This is a genomic window from Streptomyces sp. NPDC001070 (genome assembly GCF_053598835.1).
The window spans coordinates 1-22,828 of sequence record NZ_JBSFLB010000028.1 but is presented as its reverse complement, the minus strand read 5'-3'; the positions used below and the strand labels follow the sequence as shown (position 1 = coordinate 22,828).

Below are 22,828 nucleotides of genomic sequence, written 5' to 3'. Positions count from 1 at the left end.
AGGAGCCGTACGGCGGCCTTCGCGGCGCCGTACGGCGCGGACCTTCGGACTACTCGGCGTCGAGCAGCGGGGCTTCGCTCGACCGGCCATGTGCAGCGCGGGCCGTGTCCTGGCTCGTGAGACGGGTTCGCTCCGCCCACGCGGCCACCGGCGGGCCCGCCGCCCCCAGAGCCGAGAAGAACGCGCCGAGCAGCAGCCAGCCCGGGTGTCCGAGTCCAAGGACCGCTGCCGTGAGGATCACCGGGGCCAGGGCCTGTCCGGCGTCGAAGCCGATGCCGAAGAGGCCCTGGTACTGCCCTTGGGCGTGGTCGGGGGCGAGACCGAAGCCAAGCGCGAAGCCGGCCGAGGACTCCCACACCTCTCCGAGACTGTGCACGCAGACGGCGAGGATGGCGAGCCCCGGCGCGCTCCAGGCCGGAACGTCCGCGGTCAGGGCCATCAAGGGGCAACTGACCAAGAAGAGCAGCCCGGCGAGGCGGAACGCCCGGCCGCCCTGGCGCGGTGTCTCCACCCGGGAGCCGATCCTGCTCTGGAGCAGCGCGCATACCCCGCTGTTGACCGCGTAGACCGCCGCCACGGTCCAGCGGGGCGCGTCGGTGTGAGCGGAGAGCCAGATCGGCAGCAGCAGGGAGACGGTCTGGTACTGCAGGCCCATGGCGCCGTAGAGCGCGACGAAGGACACGAACGGCCGGTCGGCCAGGACGGCCCAGCCGTGGTGCTCCTCGGGCCGGGGCAGGGGCCGGTAGTTCGGGACGCCGATCAGGACGATCAGGCCGGCGCAGGCGAAGCTGGCGGCGTTGGCGAGGATGAGCGCGGTGTATGCCGGGCGGGTGTTGACCGAGACGGCGAAGGCGGCGCCGAGGGTGCCCAGGACCACGCCGAGGTTGACGAACGTGCGGAGTCTCGCCCTGAACGCGGCCGGGCGTTCACCGCCGGCGCGCGCGATGAGCGCACCGCCTGCGGCGCCGCTCGCCGTCGCTGCCAGCCGGTCCAGGGTGGCGATGAGCGTGAACGTGACCCAGCCGTGGATGAGGACGAAAGCGGCCATCGTCGCGGCTTGCGTCGCGAGGGCCGTCAGCCAGACCGTGCGCGGCCCGTATCGGTCGGCCAGATTCCCTGCCGGGATCCCGGCCAGCAGCCCGGTCAGCCCCGCGATCGTGAGGCCGGCACCGACCTGTGCGGCGGGCAGGTGCACCACCAGCGTGAAGTAGAGCACCGCAGCGGAGTTGAACAGCCCGTTGCCCACCCGACTGACGAAGCTCGAGATGATCAGAGCGCGCTGCGGACCGTTTGACGCCGGAAAGTCGGATATCCGCTGCTTGGGGCCCTTCCCGATCATGCCGGGCAGGCTAGCAGGGCCCCTCCCGGGATCCTCCGAGTGGTCCGGGTCGTCTCGTGACCCGTCAGCTCGTCGTGCCTCACCTGCCGCCGGTCGCGTTGACGACGACGCTCGGCGCGACCTCGGCCGGCGCGTCGCCACGGCGCGCGGCCGGCCGGTCAGGCTTCAGTGCTCGTCGAGCCAGAGCACGATCCCGGTCACGCCGTTGAGCACGGACGCGACGCCCGCGCGGATGGCGGCCGCGCAGCGCGGCGGGGTGAACGAGGCGGGGTCGTAGGTCGAGGACATGCCGAGGCCCTCGCCGCGGAAGGAGGCGCCTGACCAGTCGACCGCGGTGACGTTGCCGGTGGGCTCGGCCAGCTCCGCGCCCACGACGAGGAACTGCTGGGAGAGGTGGTTCGGGGTGACCATCGCGAGGGGGTCGATCAGGTCGTTGCCCGCGCTGACGATGAGGTCCGGGCGCATGTCCAGGGCCTTCGTGATGCTTTGCACGAGGTCGGAGTGGCGGGCGGCGGCCACGGTCCTGAGGTCGACGTGCTCCGCCTCGGCCCACTGCTCGACCGCCTTCACGAGGGCCTTGGTCGGGCGGTCCGCACCCGAGGTGAGCAGGACGACGCGGTAACCCTTCGACGGGTGGACCCCGGACCAGGAGCCGGGCCGCGGCGTGGCGGTCGCCTCGGGCACGGGCGGGGCGGCGGGATCGACGAAGCCAGGGCCGGGGGTTCCGACGGCGGTGGGCCTGGGATGCGGGCGTGACCAGTCGTCACCGGACCCGCATCCGGTGAGCAGCGCGGCGGCCGCGGCCAGTACGGCGACGGCCCGAGGCGAGGGGCGCAAGGCGATCGACCTCCGGGTGGTGGCAGGTGGTGCGCTCACATCCTGCTCTCCCGGTTCCGGCGCCCTCCATCCGCGAGGGGCCGTTGTCGAACTTGTTTTCGTACGATTCGCCGACCGGCCGGTTCCGGTTCACCCGTGACGTGCACCGTGCAGTGGCAACCTGAAGGAGCCACATGTCACAACGCGTCCGCCGCTCCCTCGTCGGGATCATCGTGGCGGTGATCGCTTTCCTGGGCGCCGGGCAGCCGGCGCTCGCGCACGGGTTCACGTCGACCGTGTACGTCCGGGTCACCCCGGCCGACGGGGGTCACATACGGACGGCGCTGCGGCTCGAGTACGACCTCTACGTCGTGTCCGCCGCCGACTACGAGGACGACGACCCCCTCTTCCGCGAGGGAACCGCCGCGTTCGACGCCGGTGACGCCGCAGCGCAGGCCGCCGCGCTCAACGCCCACGCCAAGGCGGCCGTCGCGTACGCCTCCGAGCGCTTCACGGTCACCGCCGACGGCAAGGCCTGCACGCCGTCGCGGACCGGCGGCTTCACCATGGGCCGCAAGGAGGGCGTGCCGTACGCCGGTCTGACGCTCGACTGGGCCTGTCCCGACGGCGACGACCACGAGGTGCGCAGCGGGCTGTTCCCCGACTCCGAGGGCTACGTCAAGGGCACCAAGACGATCGTCACGTACGAGGTCGACGGCCGTTCCGGCAGCGCCGCGCTCGACGCCGGGCATCCCTCCTTCTCCATCGGCCAGTCCTGGTACGAGCGGTTCTGGGAGTTCTTCCGCCTGGGCGCCGAGCACCTGCTGACCGGGATCGACCACATCCTGTTCCTGCTGGCCCTCATCGCCGGATCGCGGCGCCCGCGGGAGATCGTGCTGGCGGCGACGAGCTTCACCGTGGCGCACTCCGTGACGTTCATGCTCGCCGCGCTCGGCGTGGTCGACGTGCCCGCGAGGATCGTGGAGCCCGTCATCGCGCTGTCGATCGCCGTCGTCGCCGGCTGGTACCTCTGGAGGATCTGGCGGCGCGGCGACCACGCGTGCGACCTGGAGACCGCGGGGCGGGGGCACTTCAGCCTGGACCGCGCCGGCTGGACCCGGCTCGGCGTGGTGTTCTGCTTCGGCCTGGTGCACGGCCTGGGCTTCGCGGGTGCGCTGGGCATCGACGAGGCGTGGTCGTGGACCCTGCTGTGGTCCCTGCTGGTGTTCAACGTCGGCATCGAGGCTGTGCAGTTGGCGATCATCGCCGGCGTCTTCCCGCTGCTGATCGTGGTGCGCCGACGCTCGGCGAGGGCCGCCCTCTGGGCGACCGGCGCGATTTCCGCGGGAGTGTCCGTCATGGGTCTGGTGTGGTTCGTGCAACGAGTGTCCGGATTCTGAGACCCGTTCAGGGCTCGTGCGAAGTTCAACTACTCCGTAGCTCGCATTTGCGTTCGCTTTACCTGGCGGCGTGAGCGTGAAGATCTCCACTCCATGCACATCACTCGTGCACAGAAGGAACGAAAAACAATGAGATCGAGCACCTCCTCGCAGACCTCCGGGTCTGCGCGGCGCCGCGTGGCCCTGGGGGCCGGCGCGGCGTTTCTGGGCCTGACTGTTGCCCTGGGCAATGGCCTGGTGTCGCCCGCCGGCGCAGCCGAGCCCGCCGCGCTCACCGGCATCATCCTCGGTGTGGGCGCCAACGAGGCCCAGCGCACCGTGACGTGGTACTCCTCCGCCGACACCGCGCAGGAGATCCAGGTCGCCCCGACCGCCCAGCTGGTCAACGGCGAGTTCCCGGCGGGCGCCGCCACCTTCGACGCCATCGGCGGGGCCAACATCGCCACCAGCGGCGGCTTCAACCGCCACGCCACCATCACCGGCCTGCAGGAGCACGCCGAGTACTCCTACCGCGTCGGCAGCGAGGGCAACTGGTCGTCCACGTACTCCTTCAAGACGCAGGACTTCGAGGGCGACTACGACTTCCTGTTCTACGGCGACCCGCAGATCGGCTCCTCCGGCGACCTGGCGAAGGACCAGGCCGGCTGGCAGGACACCGTGGACGTCTCGCTGAAGGCCAACCCCGACGCCGAGCTGCTGGTGTCCGGCGGCGACCAGGTCGAGACGGCCAACAACGAGTCCCAGTGGAACTCCTTCCTCGCCCCCGACAAGCTGCGCCAGTACCCGTGGGCCGCCACCATCGGCAACCACGACGTCGGCGGCAAGGCCTACGAGCAGCACTTCACCACCCCGAACACCGACCGCTCGGCCCCGTACTACTCCAACGGGAACCCGGCGTCGAACACGTCCGGCGGTGACTACTGGTACATCTACAAGGACGTGCTGTTCATCGACCTGAACAGCAACAGCTACAACCCCGCCACGGGTGGCGGCGGCGACGCGGCGCACATCAACTACGTCACCGACGTCATCAACAAGCACGGCAACGAGGCCAAGTGGAAGGTCCTCGTCTACCACCACGCGATCTACTCGCCGGCCTCGCACGCGAAGGACGGTGACAACAAGACGCGTCGTGTCGACTTCCCGACCACGTTCTCCAAGCTCGGCGTCGACCTGGTGCTGCAGGGCCACGACCACAGCTACTCCCGCAGCTACCTGATCAAGAACGGCGAGAAGGCCAACCCGGCCGAGCAGCCCGGTGCCGCCGACGTGTACCCCGGTCCCGGAGGTGTCCTCTACGTGACGGGCAACTCCGCCTCGGGCTCGAAGTACTACGACATCACCAAGCCCGACAGCAGCGGCACGAGCGGCGCCGGCAACGGCGCCGACCCGCTGAACCCGGACAACTACTGGTACAACTCCGTCCAGAACCAGGAGCACGTCCGCACCTACGTCAAGGTGCAGGTGCGCAACGACAAGCTCGTGGTCGAGAACGTCCGCAGCGGCACCTGCGTGGCTCCGAACTCCGAGGTCGAGCACGGAGAATGGTGCGACAACACCCCCGAGGGCCAGCCCGTCGGCTCGCTCGTCGACAAGGTGACGGTGCACCCCTACCACGGTGACAAGCAGGACCTCCAGGTCAACGTCCCGAACCCGGCTCCGGGCGAGTTCGGCTGGACGATCGACGGCTACAACGGCCTGGTCGACCTCGGCACCGCCCAGGAGCAGAACGGCGACCACTTCGTCGCGGGCGGCAGGATCAACCCGATCCTCGTCTCCGACAGCCGGCGCTCGCTCGCCCCGTGGTCGATCTCGGCCAACGTGAGCGACTTCCGCGACGCCGACAAGACGTTCTCCGGCTCCTACCTCGGCTGGACGCCCTACGTCCTCGACGGCGGCGCGGGCGCCAAGGCCGGCGACCCGGTGGCCTCCGGCTACGACGACCACGGCCAGGGTCTGTCCGTCTCCCGCGGCCTGGGCTCGGCCGACCAGGGCCACGCCCGCGGCACCGCCAAGCTGGGCGCCGACCTGGATCTGAAGATCCCGGACAGCGTCGAGAAGGGCGGCTACCGCGCCACCCTCACGATCACTGCGCTGAGCAGCTGACCGGACCCGTTCAACCGGCGGGGCAGGCGCCGTGCGGTGCCCGCCCCGCCCCCCCGCTCCAGGAGACCCCCGAGATGCACGCGCCCGCAACGCGCCGGAAGCCCCCCGTCAGCGCCCTCCTCCGCACCGCCGCCCTGGCGCTGCTCACGGCCCTCGCGATCGTGGGCCCGGGCACCGGCCCCGCACAGGCGGACGACGGCGACGTCACCTGGACGGTCAGGACGGCCGCGAACGGGTACGGCGACGACCGGTCCAGCTACAACTACGCCGTGAACCCAGGCGGACAGGTCAAGGACGCCATGGTCGTGGCCAACCGCAGCACGTCACCGCTGCGGCTCGCGCTCTACGCCGCCGACGGCTACACGACCGACACGGGACAACTCGACCTGCTCACCAAGGACAAGAAGTCCGTGGGGATCGGCGCCTGGGTCCACGCCGACCGCGACAGCGTCGTGATCAAGCCCGGCAGGACCTTTGAGATCCCCTTCACCGTCACCGTGCCGGGCAACGCCGCACCCGGCGACTACGTGGGCGGCATCCTCACCTCACTGAAGCAGTCCGACGAGGCCCAGGGCATCAACGTGGACCGGCGCCTCGGCATCCGGGTCAAGCTCCGGGTCGGCGGCGAGCTCAAGCCGAAGCTCGCGGTCGAGGACCTCCACGTCGACTACACCGGCTCGGCCAACCCGTTCGCCACCGGTGACGCCACCGTCACCTACACGATCCACAACACCGGCAACGCCCTCCTGTCGGCCCGCCAGACGGTCTCCGTCTCGGGCCCGTTCGGGTGGCTGCGCGCCGGCGCGGGCGACATCGCCGCGCCGCCGCAGCTGCTGCCGGGCGAGAGCTGGAAGGTGAAGGTGCCCGTCCGCGGCGTGGCACCCGCCGTCGGCCTGACCGCGACCGCGACGCTGACTCCCCTGCTCACCGACGCCTCGGGGACCACCACCTCCCTCAAGCCGGTCGAGGCCACCGCCCACGGCTGGGCGGTCCCGTGGACCCTGCTGGTGCTGCTCGTCGTCCTCGTCGCGGCCGTCGCCGGCGCCCTCGTCCTCACCCGCCGCGGCCGCGCACGGCGCAAGCTGCGGGAGGACGCCCGCGTACGGGACGCGGTGCAGCGGGCGCTGCGCGAGCAGGAGACTCAGAAGAAGGGCTGAGACCGCCCGCAGGACGCGCCGGGCCGGGCCCGTCGTGCCGCCGCCCGGTCAGGACCGGGTGGTCCGTGCGGCCGCGGGGGGCCTCACGGGGCCCCGTGGCGGACGGACAGGGCCATGCGGCGTCGCGGCCGGACTCCAGGAGCGGGGTCATCCGGAACGCGGCGTCGCTGAGGCCGCCGAAGGTGTGCCGGCGAGGTCCGGCGGCTGCGCCATGGCCCTTCCCGTACCGGGGACCCGACGACGGCCGCCAGTTGGACTTCCGCCCGTTCGGCCGACGCGAGCGGCGAACGGGGGCGGTTCTGAGTAGCGGTACTCATGCCCGGTGCGGACCGGGGCGCGATGCTGGGCCCGGATGACGGACACGTGATCGCGGACGGGGGCAGTGGTGGCGGGAACGAGGCGCGGGCACAGGCCGTCGACCGGCCGGCAGGTGGCGGTCGGCTCGGCGCTGCTCCTCGTCGACCTGGTGGTGATCGCCTGGTTGCTGTACGGCTACGCGATGACGGGGTGGGCCGACAGCTTCGACGACGTCAACGCCCCGGACGCGCCGCAGGCCGCACGGCAGGCGATGTGGGTCCTGGCCTGCGGCGCGGTGGTGACCGGCGGAGGCCTCGTGGCCCTGCGGTGGCGCATCTCCGGCATCCTGCAGCTACTCGTACTGGGGTGCGGCGCGGGGGCCTTCGCCCTCCTCGCGGCGCGGTGAGGCGGCGGCGTCGGCCACGGTCACCGCTGCCGCGCCGCCGTCCGCTCTCCGTCAGGCCTTCTCCCCGCCCCGGGCCGGCCCGTTCCCGGCCGGACCCGACTCGACATCGCCGAGGCCACCCCCCGTCCATGCCCGCGCCCGGTTCCCGACACCCGGGAGCAAGACCGCGGCGTCAGGGTCTCCAGATGGATGTATCTCCCACCTGGAGGTCTTGAGTCATGTCCGCAGTGTCCCGAAGAAACTTCCTCGGCACCGCCGCGACCGTCGCCGGAGCGGCCGCCATCGGTGCCACGTTCCCCGGCGCGAGCGCCGCCGCGGCCGCCCCGCAGACCGGGCCCGGCCGGCACCACCACGTCCACGGCGACATCCGCGACATCAAGCACGTCGTCGTGATCATGCAGGAGAACCGCAGCTTCGACCACTACTTCGGCACCCTCAGGGGCGTCCGCGGCTTCGGCGACCGCTCGACGATCCAGCTGCCGGGCGGCAAGTCCGTCTGGGAGCAGCCGAAGACGCCGACCGAAGGGGCCGACACCCAGTACCCCTGGCGGCTGAGCGGCGCGAAGTCCTGGAGCGGCGCGACCCCGCCGAGCGCCGAGCTCGGCGCCGCCAACTACGGCGGCACCAGCCACGGCTGGACCGACCAGCACGGCGCCTGGTACGGCGGCCTCATGAACGGCTGGTATCACGCCAAGGGCGGCCCCACCACCCTCGGCTACCTCGACCGCAAGGACCTGCCCTTCCACTACGCCCTCGCGGACGCCTACACGGTCGGCGACGCCTACCACTGCTCCGTGCTCAGCGCGACCGGCCCGAACCGCACCTACCTGTGGGGTGGCACGATCAACGCCGACAAGAAGCACGGCGGCTTCACCGCCAACGACGGCGGTGACGAGCTCGGCAGGTTCCTGCCCTGGGAGTCGTACGCCGAGACGCTCCAGAAGGCCGGCGTCAGCTGGCGCGTGTACCAGTGCGCCGACGACTACGGAGACAACGGCCTGGAGTACTTCGACACCTTCGCCAGGCTCGACCCCGCGCAGGGCGGCACCGCCGCCCCGGGCAACGTCTACTACGACAACGGTGTCAAGAACGTGCCCGAGCCGGTCACCGGCCTGGCGGGCAACGCCGACAACATCAACGCCGCGATCCGCGCCGACGTACTGGGCGGCACGCTGCCGCAGGTCAGCTGGGTCGTGAACAACCAGTTCTTCTCCGAGCACCCGGTCACCGCACCGAGCAACGGCGCGTACTTCCTCCGCGGCGTCCTCGAGGTCCTGGCCGCCGACCCGGACGTCTTCGACTCCACCCTGGTGATCGTCAACTATGACGAGAACGACGGCCAGTTCGACCACGTCCCGCCGCCCGTGCCGGCGCCCGGCGAGGCCGACGAGTTCGTCTCCGGCACCATGAGCCAGTACGGCGTCACCGAGCCCCTCCCGGTCGGCCTCGGATTCCGGGTGCCGCTGCTCCTCATCTCGCCCTGGACCCGCGGCGGTTGGGTGACCTCCGAGGTCTCCGACCACACCTCGGTCATCCAGTTCATGGAGAAGTGGACCACCGCACTCGGCACGCCGGCCATCTGCCCCAACATCAGCAGCTGGCGCCGCAGGGTCTGCGGTGACCTCAGCGGCGCCTTCGACTTCTCCTCACCGGTCTACGGGCTGCCCGACCTGCCGGACACCGGCGATCTCGTCCCCGAGACGCGGTACACCCCGCTGCCCGGCGACAACACCATGCCCGTCCAGGAGAAGGGCACCAAGCGGGCCCGCCCGCTGCCGTACCAGCCCAACGCCAACCTGACCGGCTTCGCCGGCGGCGCGGTGGAGCTGGAGTTCGGCAACGAGGCGCCGTTCGCCACCAAGGCGAGCCACTTCACCGTCCACAACAACCGCGGCGGCTTCCCCACCCTGGCCCAGTACCCGGCCGCGTTCCCCGGCCAGTACACCGTTCCCGCCAACCGGGCCGTCAAGGGCAGCGGCCCCATCGGCTCCTCCGCGGGCGACACCGCGTACGACCTGACCGTCACCGGCCCCAACCGGTTCCTGCGCCGCTTCATCGGCGACACCGCCACCGCCGGCAAGGACTTCCTGGTCGAGGCGAGCTACCACGACGGCAAGCCGACGGCACGCCCCAAGCTGAAGCTGTGGCTGCGCAACAACGGCGACTCACCGGTGAGGTTCTCCATCACCCACAACCACTACATCCCCGGCGCCCCGAAGACGGTGCGGGTCGCCGCGCACAGCGAGGAGGCGTGGACGGTCAGCCCGCTGGAGATCAGCGGGGGCTGGTACGACGTGACCGTCACCGCGGACCACGACCGCGCCTGGTCGCAGCGGTTCAGCGGCCACCTGGAGACGGGCAGCGCCAGCATCACCGGCTGACCCGGCCCCGGCGGATCGCCCCGGCGGCCCGCATCGACGGTCGGCCCTTCCCGCCCATCCCGGAGCGCGCGCATGTCGCGGTCCGTGTGCGGTGGGAAGGGCCGCGACCGGCCACCTGCCGACCGCGCGCGGATCCGGGTCGGATGACGGTCACCGTCAGCACCGCGGTGTACGTACCGGGCGACGTGGAGGTCGGCGCGTCGAGGTCGAGCCTGGCCCCGACATCCGCCGTGCCGGGGCGGCGTCGGGGCTGCCGCCGCCCGCTTGCTCTGGTGCGACGCCGAACTTCCGCACAGATCGTCGGCGGTGCCGGGCGGCGATGCCCCCGGGTAGCCGGCGCCATGGTGCGTCCGCGCGATACCGGGCGGGCGTCGCGCGATCCTCGCCCGGTGACCGCGGGCCCCGGACCGCGTTCCGGGCGCCGTCCGCGACTGCGGAGACCGTGGCCCCAAGCTTTCCAAAGAGCGAATACATGCCCTCTGAACTGCGGAAATCCACCTCGGCGTCTCAGTGCCGCGGCCCTTTCTTTTGACTCCGGGCCCCGCGCATGTCACGGTCATTGTCTCGGCGTTTGCCGCTTTGCATAACGGCGTCCCTGCCCAGTGAGCCAGAACCTCGTGGGTCGCGTGCCCCCTACCGGCTCCAGGTGCAACGAAGCCGGTTTGACGGCGGTCGGAAATGACACGGCCGTTGTCCAGCAATCTTCAAGCCCAAAGGAGATTGACATGCGCGCAAACATCAGCGTCCGCCGCACTGTCGCCGCGGCGCTCGCGGCGCCACTGCTCGCCCTCGTCGGGGCGAGCGCCGCCGCCGCGGCCCCGCAAGCCACGGCCTCCGCGCCCCACCAGACCGTCCAGGGCGGCGGCGGCTTCGGCCCCTTCGGCCCCTACGTCCCCCGCGGCGGCTACGGCCTCTACGGCGGTTACGGCTTCTACGGCGGCCTGGTCCCCTACGCCCCCATCGGTGGCTTCACCCCGTTCATCCCCTACTTCGGCCCGCTGGGCTAGCCGGCCACTGCTGCCTGTGAAGCAGCACTGACCGGCACTGACCGGCTGGAAGGCCCGTGACCAAGACCCACGGGCCTTCCAGCCGGTGGCAATCCCGAGCATGGCTGCCCGGCGAGGCCGACCAGGCCTCGTCCACCACACGCGCCGGCACCTGCTTCAGTACGGCAGGTGGCTCCGAAGCCGGGCATCGGCTTCCGGCAGGGCAACGCCCGCCATCGACGCGGCGCCGCCCGGCTGGTGGAATGGCAAGCTGCACGAGCCGGGATCACCCAACGGAGACACCATGGCCGATCACCACAACGCCGCCCTGGAGGCACTCTCCTGTAATCCGGCCGCACACGCCGCTGTCCTGCTGCGGCTGCTCAAACACGACGACCAGAACATCAGGAGGAACATCACTCAGCGCAGCAGCCTCCCGGCCGAGGTTGTCGACGCGATCCTGGCGGACCCCGACCCGGCACTGCGGACCCATTTCGCCGAGAGCGCGAGCGCAGACCCGGCTCAGCGAGCCCGCCTCCTCGACGATCCGTCCTCGAAGGTCATCCTGGGCGTGGCGGCAGGCCCGATGCCGTACCGGGCCCACGTGGAACCGCTGCCCGACTCGGCATACGAGCAGCTCCTCACCCACCCGCAACAACGCATCCGCCACGCAACCCTCATGTCGACCTTCGTGCCGGCGCACGTCCTGGCCGGACTGGCGGACCATCCGGACAGCGCCCTGCGGCAAGCCGCCTGCGGCGCGTGGGACTCCCTCTCCGAGCAGGCCAGACAAGCGCTGCTCCACGACGACGACCTCGACGTGCGGCGAGAAGCGGCACTGTGCGTCTGCCACATGGACACCGAACGCACGGCTTGGCTGGTCGAGAGCCTCGCGGGCTCGTGGCGCCTGGACGAGGCACTCCGCCAGGATGCTGAGCCGCGAACTCGCCGAACGCCTGGTCACCAACGATCACCCCGCCTCTGTTGCCGCCAACCCCTCCCTCCCGCCCGACCTCGTGCGGCAGCTGGCCGCCCACCCGGACCCGCACGTGCGCCTGGTCGTCTCTGCGAGGCAGGAACTGACCGAGCAGGAACGCGCGGCCATCGACTACACCGTGGACCCCGAGGCCCGCCTGGGCACGCTCGACTGGGTATGGAAGGCGCGCGGGAACCCAGAGGTCCTGCGGGCGTGCGCGACCTCCGCCCACACCTGGCTGCGACGCAGCGCCGCCGTATGCCCGGCCCTGGAGACCGACCTCGTCGAACTGCTCTCGGAGGACGAAGACTTCGCCGTACGGCTCCTGCTGTGCGAGTTCCACCCGGAGCCGCCGCCGGAGCTGCTGCTGGACCTCTATCTCAACGGCGTTCACCGCGCCGTCCAGATGCTCGCCACCCACCCGCGATTCCCCGCAGCAGGTCTCGCCGCCCGCTTCGCAACCTCGCCGGATCCCGAGCGGCGCCGCCTCGCGCTGCGCGACCCCGATCTGGCCCGGAAACCCTGGAAGCGTTCACCCGCGACCCGGGATGCCGCCGGGCAGCCGCTCGTCACCCCGGACTCCCCGTGCCGCGGACCCGGTCGCCCAGGTGCCCCTGCTCTGCGTTCGGCCGGCCGTGTCCGGCCGGCGAGCCCCCGGCAGGGCTCGAACCTGCGGCCAAGCGTCCGGAAGGCGGGGGCACACCCTCCGGCCCCGCCCGTACCCGGCACCTGGGAGACCGGGGCCGGGGACGGGTGCCGGCCGGGCGATCAGCCCACCGAGACAGGCATCGGCACGACGTTGGTGGCGTCCACCGCGGCCCGCACGCCCCGGGCGAGCTTGACCGCGTCACCGACGGCCCAGAAGTGGACGAAGAAGAGCCGGGGTTCGTCCGTCAGCCCGTGGTTGTGCAGTTCGACGAGCTGGGCACCGGCACGCCTGAGGGCCGCGAGGACGGCCTGGACCTCGCCGGCGATCATGGCGCAGTCGCCGCTGATCGCGGCCCGGCCGCCGCCCAGTGGCTGAAAGTTGATCGCACTCGTGGATCCGAGGCCCGGCGGCAGCACCATGTGACCGTCGGTGATGGTCTCCCGGCGGACGAAGGTGTTCTTGTAGACCCCGTCGTCGATGCCGCCCTTGACGCCCATCGCGGCATCGATGCCGGCGATGTCCAGGTCGATGGTGCGCGGCAGGACGTGGGCCGGCCGGGCCGGGGGTGGAGTGCCGGTACGGTCGAGCGCCGCGCGCAGGCCCCGGGCGATGGCCACGGCGTCGTCGCCGTGCGAGTGGACGTGGAACCACCAGATCTCCGGGGACTGGGACAGCAGGTGCTTGTGGATCGCGGTCTGCTCGATCCCGCGCTCGTGCAGCACGTCGGCGAACGACTGCATCTCCTTCTCGGTGACCACCACGTCGCCCATCAGCAGTGTGTTCCCGTCGGCGTAGCGGACGAAGGACACATGCGAACCCAGGGCGAGCCCCGGTTTGACGGTGACGCCCTGCGAGACCACCTTGAGGTCCCGGCGTGGCAGGCCTGTGTGGTACATGAAGTTGCGCCTGATGTCGCCCGTCCGGCCCAACGCGACGGCGACGTCCTTCCAGTCCGACAGGGCGGTGCGCACCGGCATGACCGGCGCGTGCTGGTGCCCCTTCGTCGCTCCGGCTGACGCGCACGCGGAGAGCGTCCCGGCGAGCATCGGCGCCAGAGAGGCCGCGGCCAGCACGCGCCGCCGCGACGCACCCGCTCCCGGGTGGGTTTCCTGCTGTCGGTCCTCAGCCATCATGTGTGCCTCCTGACGGGATGGAAGCACGGAGGGCGACGGACAGTCCTCAACATCGCCAGCACTGCGGCCAGGTGGGTGAAGCCGTCGTCGCCAATCGGGTGAGAGAGCCGGGCGGCACGGTCGGTGTGCCCGGTTCCACCGCGCGTAGACCCCCTCCACCTGCGAGAAGTCCCGGATGCTCGATTTCCGGGGCGGTTTCATCGACGCAGTCAGGTGGCCGCCGGACGGCTCTGTGACATCACGCGCCGGCACCTGGACACACGGCCGACAGGCCTACCACTCACGCCACCGTTCGGTCAGCTCCGCCATGTCCTGGCGGGCAAGAAGCGCCGAGACGTCGACGCCATGCCCGCTGAGGACGTCGTCGATGTACTCGCACAGGTCCTCGCGCTCGACGGTGCAGTACGCCCCGTACTCCTCATCGATGACGTTCAGCTGCTGCACGACGCGCTCGACGGCGGCAAGTACGGGCTCGTCGGATGCGCTGCCGAGAGCACGCGCCTCTTCCTCGAACGCGGTCAGCGCGGCCTCGGTGGCCTGCAGCATCCCCGAGGCGTAGAGCTCCGTGGAACCGGCGTGTCGCGCGACCTCGTCGCGCCAGGTCGTGGACGGTCTGATGGCCATGCGCGGAGGCTACAGCCGGCCGCCGACACCGCAGCACAGGCCTTCCAGGGGGGCCGCTGGAGCGGGCATTTCGAAGATGCGGGCAGGCACCCGAACAGGGGCCTGATCAGTCGGCGGCCGGACTGCCGGCGGCCGTTGGGTGCTGTGCGGTCCGTACTCCGTGCCGTCGACGCTGCCGTCGCTGCCGCGGGCGCACGGATTGCGCAGCGGGGGTCGGGGGCTCAGCGTGCCGCCGGGCGGTCAACTCAGGCGTCAGGACAGGACTTCCAAGCGAAGGCGTCTGCCTGGGAACTCACAACGACGGCCGCTGAGTCCGGTGATGGCCGCTGACGTCGCCGTCGTGCAGCCGTGAGTATTGCTACTCGATGTCGACCGTGAAAGAAGAGACCTCTCCGTCAGCCGAGGTCAGCGTTACCGGCCCGAAGGTGATGATCGGAAAGGCGGTGCCACTGCCGCCCCGGTAGAACCCGGTCGCCCCCGTGACCCGGAGAGCTACTGCAGCGATCGTGCCCGCAGTCTCCTCGTCGACTTCGACGCGCGGGAGTGCAAGGCCAGCGTGACCGTTGGCTGCCGCCCAGTCGCGGACCTTCTCGGAGTCCCGGCTCATCGCCGGCAGAATGTCGTCGTTCGCCCAGGCCCACACCCACGAGGACGTGGATCGGTTGTAGCTGCCGATGATCTGAGCGGGGGCAGTGGCGATCTTGTCCGGGAAGGTCCACGTGATCTCACCCGTACGCTGATCCAGGTCCCAGCGATCTGCCGTGCCCAGGCCCCACTTCCGGTGGGCCTCGGCAAGCTGCTCGATCATGTCCTCGCCTTGCATGACCAGCACCGCGAGATCTGGCTGAGAGGCAGTCGGCTGCTGCTTCGCAGCCTTCTTGAACAGTCCCATGGTGGGGACGATAGGGGACGCCTGTGAGCTGCACAGCGCGGGGGCCGGCGGAACCCGCGGACGTGGCGGACCGCCCGATGTGGCACGACAGTGGCACGAGCGGTAGCCGGCTACTGAGGTTCGCCGGGTGATGCCGCCTGGCCAACCTCCGACCTGCGGCGATCCTCGATCCACGGGCGACCTCATTCGGAGATCACCAGTACCCGCACGGCAGCCGGCGGCCGGCTGAGGAACCTCCGCGCGGACGGCTGCGGCCGGCGAGGGCTGCGACAGCCGCAGGGTCAGGGCCGTCGGCACCGCACACGAGAGTCCGTATGTCAGTACCGGCATCTAATGTGCCGGCGAGATCGACGCAGACTCCGATCGAGGTGACTGGGACATGCTGTTGGAGAACAAGACCGCCGTCGTCTACGGAGCGGGCGGGGCGGTCGGGCAGACAGTGGCGCGAACCTTCGGTCGCGAGGGAGCACGAGTCTTCCTCACCGGTCGCAGACTCGCGGGGCTCGAGGAGCTGGCCGAGGAGATCGAGTCCACGGGCGGCCGGGCGCATGTCGCCCAGGTCGACGCGCTCGACCCGGAGGCGGTTGAGCGGCACGCCGCCGAGGTGGTCCGCACGGCAGGCCGGCTGGACGTCTCCATCAACGCGGTCAGCATCCGCGGTGATCTGCAGGGCACGCCGCTGACCGGCATGTCAGTCGACGACTTCCTGACACCGATCACCACCGCCGCCACCGCCAACTTCGTCACCGCGACAACGGCGGCCCGGCACATGGCCGCACAGGGCTCGGGCGTGATCGTGACCCTTTCCACGTCAGCGTCGCGCCTGTCCGGCCGCGATCAGGGCTTCCACGCGACCGGAGGCTTCGGCGTCGCCTGCGGCGCCGTGGAACTGCTCTCCCGACATTTGGCCGGTGAAGTCGGACCGCACGGCGTACGTGTCGTCTGCCTGCGCCCGGACGGCATCCCGGAGGCCTGGGTCTCCTGGGGCCTGATCGACGACGCCGAACCCGATCCGGAAGACAGCTCCACGGTGAAGGCCTACATGGAACGCGGCACCGCCCTGCGCCGGCTGCCGAAGCTGGCTGAAGTCGCAGAGACGGCCGCGTTCATGGCGTCCGATCGGGCGGGCGCCATCACCGGGACCGTGGTCAACCTCAGCTGCGGATCCATCAACGACTGATCCGTGCCGGCCCCGGCAACGGCGCGGCCTTCACCATCTCGCTCCCCCGCTCCCGGCAACCTGGGAACGACCGGTGTGACCCGCCCCAGCCGTGATCAGAACACCGCGCTGCGTGAGCCACGGGTCGCGTTGCACGGGCCGGCTGCAGAATCGAGGCAGGCGACGTGGGCACGGGCTCGGCGGACCGAAACCCGCCGTGCCCGGCTGCCTGAAACCGGCGCTGAACCGGCAAGAACGGCGGCGCGTGTTTCCTTGGTGGAGCCCGCAGCAGACCCCGGCTGACCGGGGTTCACGGCTCGATCGGGCACGCATCGGGCACGGCCAAGACTCTGCCACCCCCAGGGAGGGCGCGGCATCGCCGGCCGTGACGAGAAGTCCGAAACTGCCCAACGGGCCCGGCCCCCGCCGGCAGGCATCTTCCCCGGGCCACCCGGTGATGTCCTGGTCAGGAACGCTCCACGAAGCGGACGGACCACGCGTAGCCGCTCAAGCAGTCGTGCGGGACCCGTCGGACTTCTCTGACCTCGCAACCGTCGTGGGCGTACTTGCGGGCGAACCGGTCGAGGCGCTGCGCCTCGGTGAGATCCTCCATGGACAGTGGTGCTCCGACCACGAGGTCTTCGTGGATGACCTCCTCCTGCGCGCCACCGTCCGAGCAGGAAGAGCAATGATGCGTTTTGGGCAGGGTCATAGGACCAGTGTCCTCCTGACGCGGATGCCCCGACGTACACAGCGCAAAGGCCGCACCATGCCATGCTCAGCACGACCGCACGACCCCCTCGCTGCGAACTGTGGGCGTGGAGGACGCGGAAGTCTGCTCGGCTGGTCAGACGGTCATGCAGATGTCATGGAGGGCTGGATGACGAGCGTGATGAGGCGCTGGATCTCGTTGCAGGACAGGGCCATACCGGACGCCCGTCCGTCAGCGCCGGCCCCGCCGCAGTGAGCGGTCTATCGACTCGTGCAACTCCTCCAGCGAGGAGGATGCCTGGGCGAAGGGGCCGTCGGGTCGCCCGGCGATGTCCCGCAGCAGCGCGAGTTCCGAGCGATCGACCGGCTCCCCCGAGCACAGCCGCAGCTCGGTCATCTCCAAACGGCGGTTGAGGTCGGCCGCGGTGCCCCGCCAGTCCATCACCCTGGCCAGGACCGCCTGGTCGCGCATCGGGCTGAGCGCGCTCAGCAAGACGGCGGTGTCCAGGGCGTCCAGGATCAGACGCGGATAGATCTGGCCGTATCCGGGCCGCTGGGCCAGTGCGCAGGCGTCCGCCAGCAGCGAGCGGTTCCTGCCGAGTTCATGACGCAGGGCCAACAGCGCCCGGCGGCGCCGCTCGGCGGCTGTCGCCAGCCGCTCCGCGGGGATGCCGGAGATCGCGGCACTGACCGCCAGCAGCGCGTTGACCGGCTGCATGACCGGTTCGTCGGGAACGAAGCACCACCACGCCGACTGCACCAACAGGCCGAACAGCAGCACGAATGTGGTGGTGCGTACGGCAACACGCAGCACCTCAGCGCTCCGTGGCCGGTGTCCAGAGCCGAGCCAGCGGGAGCGGGGGCGGTGGCGGCGGTGAAGGAGCGCGGCGCAGCAGCATCAGCGTATCGCCGAATCCGAGCGGCGACTGGGGTCGTCGCTGCACCGCGCCGAGGTCCAGTCCCTGCTCGGCCACGACGTCCAGCAGCCCCGCGCCCTCCGTCACCGAGCGCAGACCCTGTTCTGAGTACCGGCGGCCAAGGAGCACCCGGATACCCTCGCCGACCCGGTAGGGGACCGTCTCCCGGTTGGGCAGCATCAGTGTCAGCGGGGTGCCGCTGCGATTGATGTAGTGGCCCTCGACCCGGATGGCGTGGTCCTCATCGATCTTCGCCGTGTAGCTGAGCCAGTTGGTGTCGATGGTGAGGTCGGTGTACATCGCCAGTGCGGCGGTCACGAATTCGTTGTACAGGCGGCTTCCGCTGCGTTCGGCGGCGACGATCTGGGTGGCCTCGTCGTCGAGGCGCTGGGTGGTGGCCACTTCCAGCGCGAGCCGGTCCTGGGGGCGCAGTACCTGCCCGAGGGTGCGCAGCAGGCCGCGATCGTCCTCGACGTTGCCGAGTGCGTTGCCGAGCAGGCTGAACAGGATCGGCTCCTCGCCGATGAATGCGTCGAGGAACTCGCGCAGCGCCATCAGGCTCGTGCTGTCCTCGAAGTCGAGCTCCAGGGGAACGGTGCGGCCCGGCATGCGCAGCCGGGTCTCGTGGGTCCCCAGGTTGAGCATGGCGGAGCTTATGTCGACGGCAACGTAGAGGAGGCCGTCGTTGTGCGCCTGCAGGCGATCGAGAACATGGCGGTCCTTGTCGCCGGTGCCCACCCCGAAGCTGACGTAGTGGTAGGGCTTGTCGCCGAGGGCTCCGTAACAGTCGTCCCAGACCCGCCCGAAGGAGGCGATGCTGTCGTAGGCCACCGGGTAGGAGGGGTCCTTGGAGGTGAGCAGCCAGGCGATGGTGGGGCCCAGGCCGATGTAGCGGTGCTTGTTCTCGATCTGTTTGCCGAGGCCGTCGTCACGGTGCCCCTTGAGTGAGCGGACCATGTCCATGAGGAAGCCGCGCGGGTCCTCGCGTTCCAGGCTGAGCATCCAGCGGTCCCAGCCGTCCGTGAAGGCCCGTTCCAGGCGCGAGAACACTCCGTCCCCCATATGTTTGTCCCCCCGTCCCCTGCAGAGCCCCCTTGCACTCGAACAGTGCCCGCGCGGCCGGGGCTGCACACCTGGGGAGCGCGCACACCCGACCACACCTCAGGACACCGCCGTCAACCCCTGCCACCGAGCCACCGCCTGGCATCACGAACGCGAGGAACAAACGATGACCGCGCCCCGGTCGAGCCGCACGAGCGCCGACTGCGCAACGGGCTCTACGCCCGGGGACCGAGCACGACGCCGACCAGCACGGCGGACGACGCCGGCACGGACACGCCGCTGGAGGCGGCCGAGGAACCGACCGACCTCTCCCTCACGCCGCTCGCCGCTGCACGGCGGGCCCGGCTTCCATCCTGATCAGGACTGAGCGGCGGCGGCTCAGCGGTGAGGGATGCCGCCCAGCACCGAGGGTGACTTCCCGGGGGCGACTCGGGGCCGGTGGAGCGCGAAAGGAACGGAAGCCCATATTCTATGATGTCGGTCACAGTGCTCCGCCAACCAACGGGCGCACTTAGTAGACGCGGCGTGGCAGATACCTGAGGATTTGTCCGACTTTGCCCGGATGTGGATCCCGCCGCGCGTCCCGGAATTCCGCCCGTCCGACCCGCGCGGCCGTTGGCCGGTGGCGTAAGGCTTCTGACGTCGCGACAGCTTTGTCTTCCGCCGCCATGTGCGGACTGGAGACCCGCGCACTGCCCCGGCGAGTTCCTGGGACCTACGAGGCGACGTAGTGGCGGGGCCCTTTGCGCTCCCTGTCGAGCCGTTCTAACAATGGCGACCCACAGGACGTCGCTGCAGTTCGTCGCCGGTGTTCACGCGGAGTCGACCGCGCACCGGGCGCTCGGCGTCACCGAGTGAGTAGGAGCCCTCAGATGAAGTCGTCCCGAACGTCCGCGAGGCTCCTCGCCCTCGCTCTCGGCCTGGCCACCAGCGCGCTGGGCGCGGCGGTGCCGGCGAGCGCCCAGACGGCCGCCACCCCGTCCGCCTCCGCCGGTACCTCCGTGGCGCGGTACGGCGGGTCGGTTGAGGAGGCCACGAACAACAAGGCGTTCTTCGAGGCTGTGCTCAAGTCGGTCGCCGAGAAGCGCGCCGCCCAGCCCAACGCGCAGGAGGTGACCGTCTACTACGACGCCTCCCGGGCACCGAGCTTCCGTTCGCAGATATCGAGCGCCGCCTCGATCTGGAACAGCTCGGAGTCCAACGTCAAGCTCCAGGAGGCATCGAGCGGTGCCGACTTCTCCTACTACGAGGGCAACAACCAGCGGGGGTCCTACGCCTCCACCAACGGCCACGGAAGCGGCTACATCTTCCTTGACTACTCCCAAACCCAGCAGAACGACTCGATCCGCGTCGTCACCCACGAGACCGGGCACGTGCTGGGCCTGTCGGACGACTACAGCGGGCCGTGCAGTGAGCTGATGTCGGGCGGCGGCCCCGGCCCGTCCTGCACCAACCGCTACCCGGACGCCACCGAGCGCTCGCGTGTCGACCAGCTGTGGGCCACCGGACTCGCGCAGGCCCCGGGTACGGTGAACCAGCCCGCTGACCAGCTGAGCACTGCACCGCCGGTGGGGACCGTGGCGCCGGGCCACGGTCCGGGGCGTCCGCTCAACAGCACGTCCTGGAGCTGATTGCGTTCCCAAGTGGGAAGCGGCTCGCCGTCGAGGATGGCTTCAGCCGCATGGCCAAGACCACCCACCCGCGCCCGTATGGGCACCCCCAGAGCCGGGACAGCGGGCCGATGTCCGCTGCGCGAGAGGGCCAACGCGTCCCATCCGGCCGGTACGCGGGCGGTGCCGAATCGAACCCGTCTATGGCGGATGTCAAAGATCACCCGACACCAACCCGTCAACCACGAAAGGGGATTCGACAGGTTGCTGCTCGGCTCGGTACTGATCAAGCAGACTGAAGAACAGCTCGATCGTAGGTGTCTCGGACGGGCGGGGGGCAGGTAGCTGTGGCCGAGCGGCTGTGGCCGGCGTCTGGGGTCTGTGGATCTTCTGAGCAAGACGTGCGAGTGGAGTGATCGATTCCCTGTCGGCGCTCTCTGGGCTCCAACCCTGGACCCCGCCGGACCGGGCACGCAGCGGGCACGCTCATGCCCCCTATGCGGGGCCTATAAGATCGCGGAGTGCCAGACACTGCGTTGCTCATCATCGACATGCAGAGCGCCCTGTTGGCCGACGCCCACGATGCCGAAGGCTGTCTGGTTCGGGTCGCCGCACTTGCCGATCGGGCTCGCTCTACCGGTGCGCTGGTTGTCTACCTGAGGCAACGGCTGGACCTCGTGGTTCCCGGACTGACCGCTGAACTGGTCGACGTCCACCCGGCGGTGGCGCCACAGCCGGGCGACGCCGTACTGGACAAGGAGAGCGCCGACTCCTTCCTCGATACGGCGCTCGACGACTTGCTGCGCGAGCAGGCAGTGCGCCGCCTGGTCGTCACCGGCTTCGCCACGGAGTACTGCGTTGACTCCACCTGCCGCAGTGCGCTTTCCCGCGGCTACGACCTGGTGCTGGTCGCAGACGGCCACACCACGCCCGAACGCCCGTTTGGTGCCGCGCCCGCCGCCGCTCAGGTCATCGCGCACAACAACGAGATCTTCTCCACGATCCAGTACGCCGGGCGTTCCATCCTGGTGACACCGGCCGCGAAGATCGGCTTCGAGGACAGGGCTCAGCACTAGGCTCCCGCGCATGACCTCCCCTTCGCACGATGGTCCTGCGCTGCTCAGGCCGGAGTCTCTCGACGAGTCGGGCGTCGAGGAGGAGGACGACGATGTGCTGATCGAGAAGCTGCGTGCTCGGGCGTGCGATCCGGGTCGGCGATTCGACACGGCTGACGTTCCAGCCCTGTGGATATCCGAGCGCTACGGCAGCGCGCGACTGGAGCAGCGCCGGGACGTCATCAGGGGGTACTGCAGCGATGGGACGGTACAGCTCAAGTCCGACGTCGAGGAGGTGGCCGTCTACTACGCTGACGCTCCCCGCGGCCCGCTGTTTGCGCCGCTCTCCATGGCGGATCTCGATAAGGCAGAACACAGAATCGGGCGCCGCCTTCCCGAGCTTCTACGGCGCGTGTACACCGAGGTCGCCAACGGAGGCTTCGGCCCCGACAGCGGTCTGGCCTCGCTGACCGACGGCAACCGGGCCCCCGGGGACCTGAGCGACTGGCCAAGCGCGGTCAGCCTTCATGAGCGAAACCGTACGCGTGGAGTGCCGGCGTCGTGGCTGCACCTCGCTTACGGCGGCTGCACGATGCAGTGGCACCTCTCCCTTACCGCGGTCGGCAACCCCGTGTTGCTCTACGACGCGGACGGGTGGGTTCCCGGCTGGGGCGAAGACGCGCACGACGGGCTGAGGCACGCATCGGCCTCACTGCGTAATTGGCTATGGACCTGGGCGGATGGCGGAGACGTGTGGGATGAGGCACTGAACCGGTGAAGCCCGCTTGCGAGGGCGCGAAGACGAGCGCCTTGCCGCGACGACCGGGCACGCCGCTGGATTGATGCACGGTGCCACGTCGAGATGGGCGTGCACCGTTTCGAACCGCCGACATCCGCCTTGTAAGTTCGATCCGAGGCCGCTCCGGCTGCTGCCGTCGGTCGATGCGACGGCCGGAGGAGACGCTGGTGTACGGGCTCGCCTCGCCCACCGCGACCGCGGTGCACGGCACCACCCTCTACATCACCGATGCCGACGTGCAGGACCCCCACCACGCCCAGTTGCAGAGCGCGCGGATCAACCTGTCCTCCGTGCGCAACGGCACGCCCTCCTGACCCGGCGGGCCTGGGAACCGCGGTGGTGATCGCGGTTCC

The 22,828-nt window shown here is 70.3% G+C and carries 20 protein-coding genes; 11 read left to right on the top strand and 9 right to left on the bottom strand.

Annotation, left to right across the window (positions count from 1 at the left end):
• Window positions 1-49: 49 nt before the first annotated feature.
• Window positions 50-1,339, bottom strand: a complete 1,290-nt coding sequence (locus ACWDAS_RS29935) for an MFS transporter (protein ID WP_450397244.1) — start codon at window positions 1,337-1,339, stop codon at window positions 50-52.
• A 165-nt stretch (window positions 1,340-1,504) separates the two neighbouring features.
• Entirely contained in the window at window positions 1,505-2,215 is a 711-nt protein-coding gene (locus ACWDAS_RS29930) for a hypothetical protein (RefSeq protein WP_450397241.1), read from the bottom strand.
• Between the two features lie 134 nt (window positions 2,216-2,349).
• Between ACWDAS_RS29930 and ACWDAS_RS29925 the strand changes: the two genes are divergently transcribed.
• From ACWDAS_RS29925 to ACWDAS_RS29900, 6 genes are all read left to right on the top strand, one after another.
• Window positions 2,350-3,555 (top strand): HupE/UreJ family protein, encoded by a 1,206-nt coding sequence (locus tag ACWDAS_RS29925; protein ID WP_450397235.1) that lies wholly within the window; start codon window positions 2,350-2,352, stop codon window positions 3,553-3,555.
• Between the two features lie 129 nt (window positions 3,556-3,684).
• A complete protein-coding gene (locus ACWDAS_RS29920; protein ID WP_450397232.1) occupies window positions 3,685-5,661 on the top strand; it encodes a fibronectin type III domain-containing protein in 1,977 nt (658 codons plus the stop codon).
• A gap of 74 nt (window positions 5,662-5,735) precedes the next feature.
• Window positions 5,736-6,818: a WxL protein peptidoglycan domain-containing protein gene (locus ACWDAS_RS29915; RefSeq protein WP_450397229.1), complete on the top strand. Its 1,083-nt coding sequence runs from the start codon at window positions 5,736-5,738 to the stop codon at window positions 6,816-6,818.
• A 430-nt stretch (window positions 6,819-7,248) separates the two neighbouring features.
• A complete protein-coding gene (locus tag ACWDAS_RS29910; RefSeq protein ID WP_450397226.1) occupies window positions 7,249-7,521 on the top strand; it encodes a hypothetical protein in 273 nt (90 codons plus the stop codon).
• Between the two features lie 218 nt (window positions 7,522-7,739).
• The gene (locus ACWDAS_RS29905) at window positions 7,740-9,902 is read left to right on the top strand and encodes a phosphocholine-specific phospholipase C (RefSeq protein ID WP_450397223.1); all 2,163 of its coding nucleotides are present in this window, start codon (window positions 7,740-7,742) and stop codon (window positions 9,900-9,902) included.
• 725 nt (window positions 9,903-10,627) lie between these two features.
• Window positions 10,628-10,909 carry a hypothetical protein gene (locus ACWDAS_RS29900; protein WP_450397220.1) on the top strand — a complete coding sequence of 94 codons (282 nt, stop codon included), beginning with the start codon at window positions 10,628-10,630 and terminating at the stop codon, window positions 10,907-10,909.
• Window positions 10,910-11,174: 265 nt separating this feature from the next.
• Here the strand turns inward: ACWDAS_RS29900 and ACWDAS_RS29895 are convergent, their stop codons facing one another.
• The 4 genes from ACWDAS_RS29895 to ACWDAS_RS29880 form a co-directional block, all read right to left on the bottom strand.
• The gene (locus tag ACWDAS_RS29895; protein WP_450397217.1) at window positions 11,175-11,741 is read right to left on the bottom strand and encodes a hypothetical protein; all 567 of its coding nucleotides are present in this window, start codon (window positions 11,739-11,741) and stop codon (window positions 11,175-11,177) included.
• Between the two features lie 891 nt (window positions 11,742-12,632).
• Window positions 12,633-13,643: a DUF1259 domain-containing protein gene (locus tag ACWDAS_RS29890; RefSeq protein ID WP_450397215.1), complete on the bottom strand. Its 1,011-nt coding sequence runs from the start codon at window positions 13,641-13,643 to the stop codon at window positions 12,633-12,635.
• Between the two features lie 276 nt (window positions 13,644-13,919).
• Window positions 13,920-14,270, bottom strand: a complete 351-nt coding sequence (locus ACWDAS_RS29885; protein ID WP_450397213.1) for a hypothetical protein — start codon at window positions 14,268-14,270, stop codon at window positions 13,920-13,922.
• A 358-nt stretch (window positions 14,271-14,628) separates the two neighbouring features.
• Complete coding sequence (locus ACWDAS_RS29880; RefSeq protein ID WP_450397211.1) at window positions 14,629-15,162, bottom strand: DUF6882 domain-containing protein; 534 nt, start codon at window positions 15,160-15,162, stop codon at window positions 14,629-14,631.
• Between the two features lie 379 nt (window positions 15,163-15,541).
• On the opposite strand from ACWDAS_RS29880, the gene ACWDAS_RS29875 reads away from it, so the two are divergent.
• The gene (locus ACWDAS_RS29875; protein ID WP_450397209.1) at window positions 15,542-16,342 is read left to right on the top strand and encodes an SDR family NAD(P)-dependent oxidoreductase; all 801 of its coding nucleotides are present in this window, start codon (window positions 15,542-15,544) and stop codon (window positions 16,340-16,342) included.
• 445 nt (window positions 16,343-16,787) lie between these two features.
• Here ACWDAS_RS29875 and ACWDAS_RS29870 read toward each other — a convergent pair whose 3' ends face one another.
• From ACWDAS_RS29870 to ACWDAS_RS29860, 3 genes are all read right to left on the bottom strand, one after another.
• Window positions 16,788-17,033, bottom strand: a complete 246-nt coding sequence (locus tag ACWDAS_RS29870; protein WP_450397206.1) for a hypothetical protein — start codon at window positions 17,031-17,033, stop codon at window positions 16,788-16,790.
• A gap of 231 nt (window positions 17,034-17,264) precedes the next feature.
• Window positions 17,265-17,846 (bottom strand): hypothetical protein, encoded by a 582-nt coding sequence (locus ACWDAS_RS29865; RefSeq protein WP_450397204.1) that lies wholly within the window; start codon window positions 17,844-17,846, stop codon window positions 17,265-17,267.
• Between the two features lies 1 nt (window position 17,847).
• On the bottom strand, window positions 17,848-19,011 hold the full coding sequence (locus tag ACWDAS_RS29860; RefSeq protein ID WP_450397202.1) for an L-histidine N(alpha)-methyltransferase: 1,164 nt from the start codon (window positions 19,009-19,011) through the stop codon (window positions 17,848-17,850).
• Between the two features lie 872 nt (window positions 19,012-19,883).
• On the opposite strand from ACWDAS_RS29860, the gene snpA reads away from it, so the two are divergent.
• The 4 genes from snpA (at window position 19,884) to ACWDAS_RS29840 (ending at window position 22,789) form a co-directional block, all read left to right on the top strand.
• Complete coding sequence (snpA, locus tag ACWDAS_RS29855; RefSeq protein ID WP_450397199.1) at window positions 19,884-20,642, top strand: snapalysin; 759 nt, start codon at window positions 19,884-19,886, stop codon at window positions 20,640-20,642.
• A gap of 500 nt (window positions 20,643-21,142) precedes the next feature.
• Window positions 21,143-21,697 carry an isochorismatase family protein gene (locus ACWDAS_RS29850; RefSeq protein WP_450397197.1) on the top strand — a complete coding sequence of 185 codons (555 nt, stop codon included), beginning with the start codon at window positions 21,143-21,145 and terminating at the stop codon, window positions 21,695-21,697.
• 10 nt (window positions 21,698-21,707) lie between these two features.
• Window positions 21,708-22,454 carry a hypothetical protein gene (locus ACWDAS_RS29845; protein ID WP_450397194.1) on the top strand — a complete coding sequence of 249 codons (747 nt, stop codon included), beginning with the start codon at window positions 21,708-21,710 and terminating at the stop codon, window positions 22,452-22,454.
• Between the two features lie 164 nt (window positions 22,455-22,618).
• Entirely contained in the window at window positions 22,619-22,789 is a 171-nt protein-coding gene (locus ACWDAS_RS29840) for a hypothetical protein (RefSeq protein WP_450397191.1), read from the top strand.
• The last annotated feature ends 39 nt before the right edge of the window (window positions 22,790-22,828 follow it).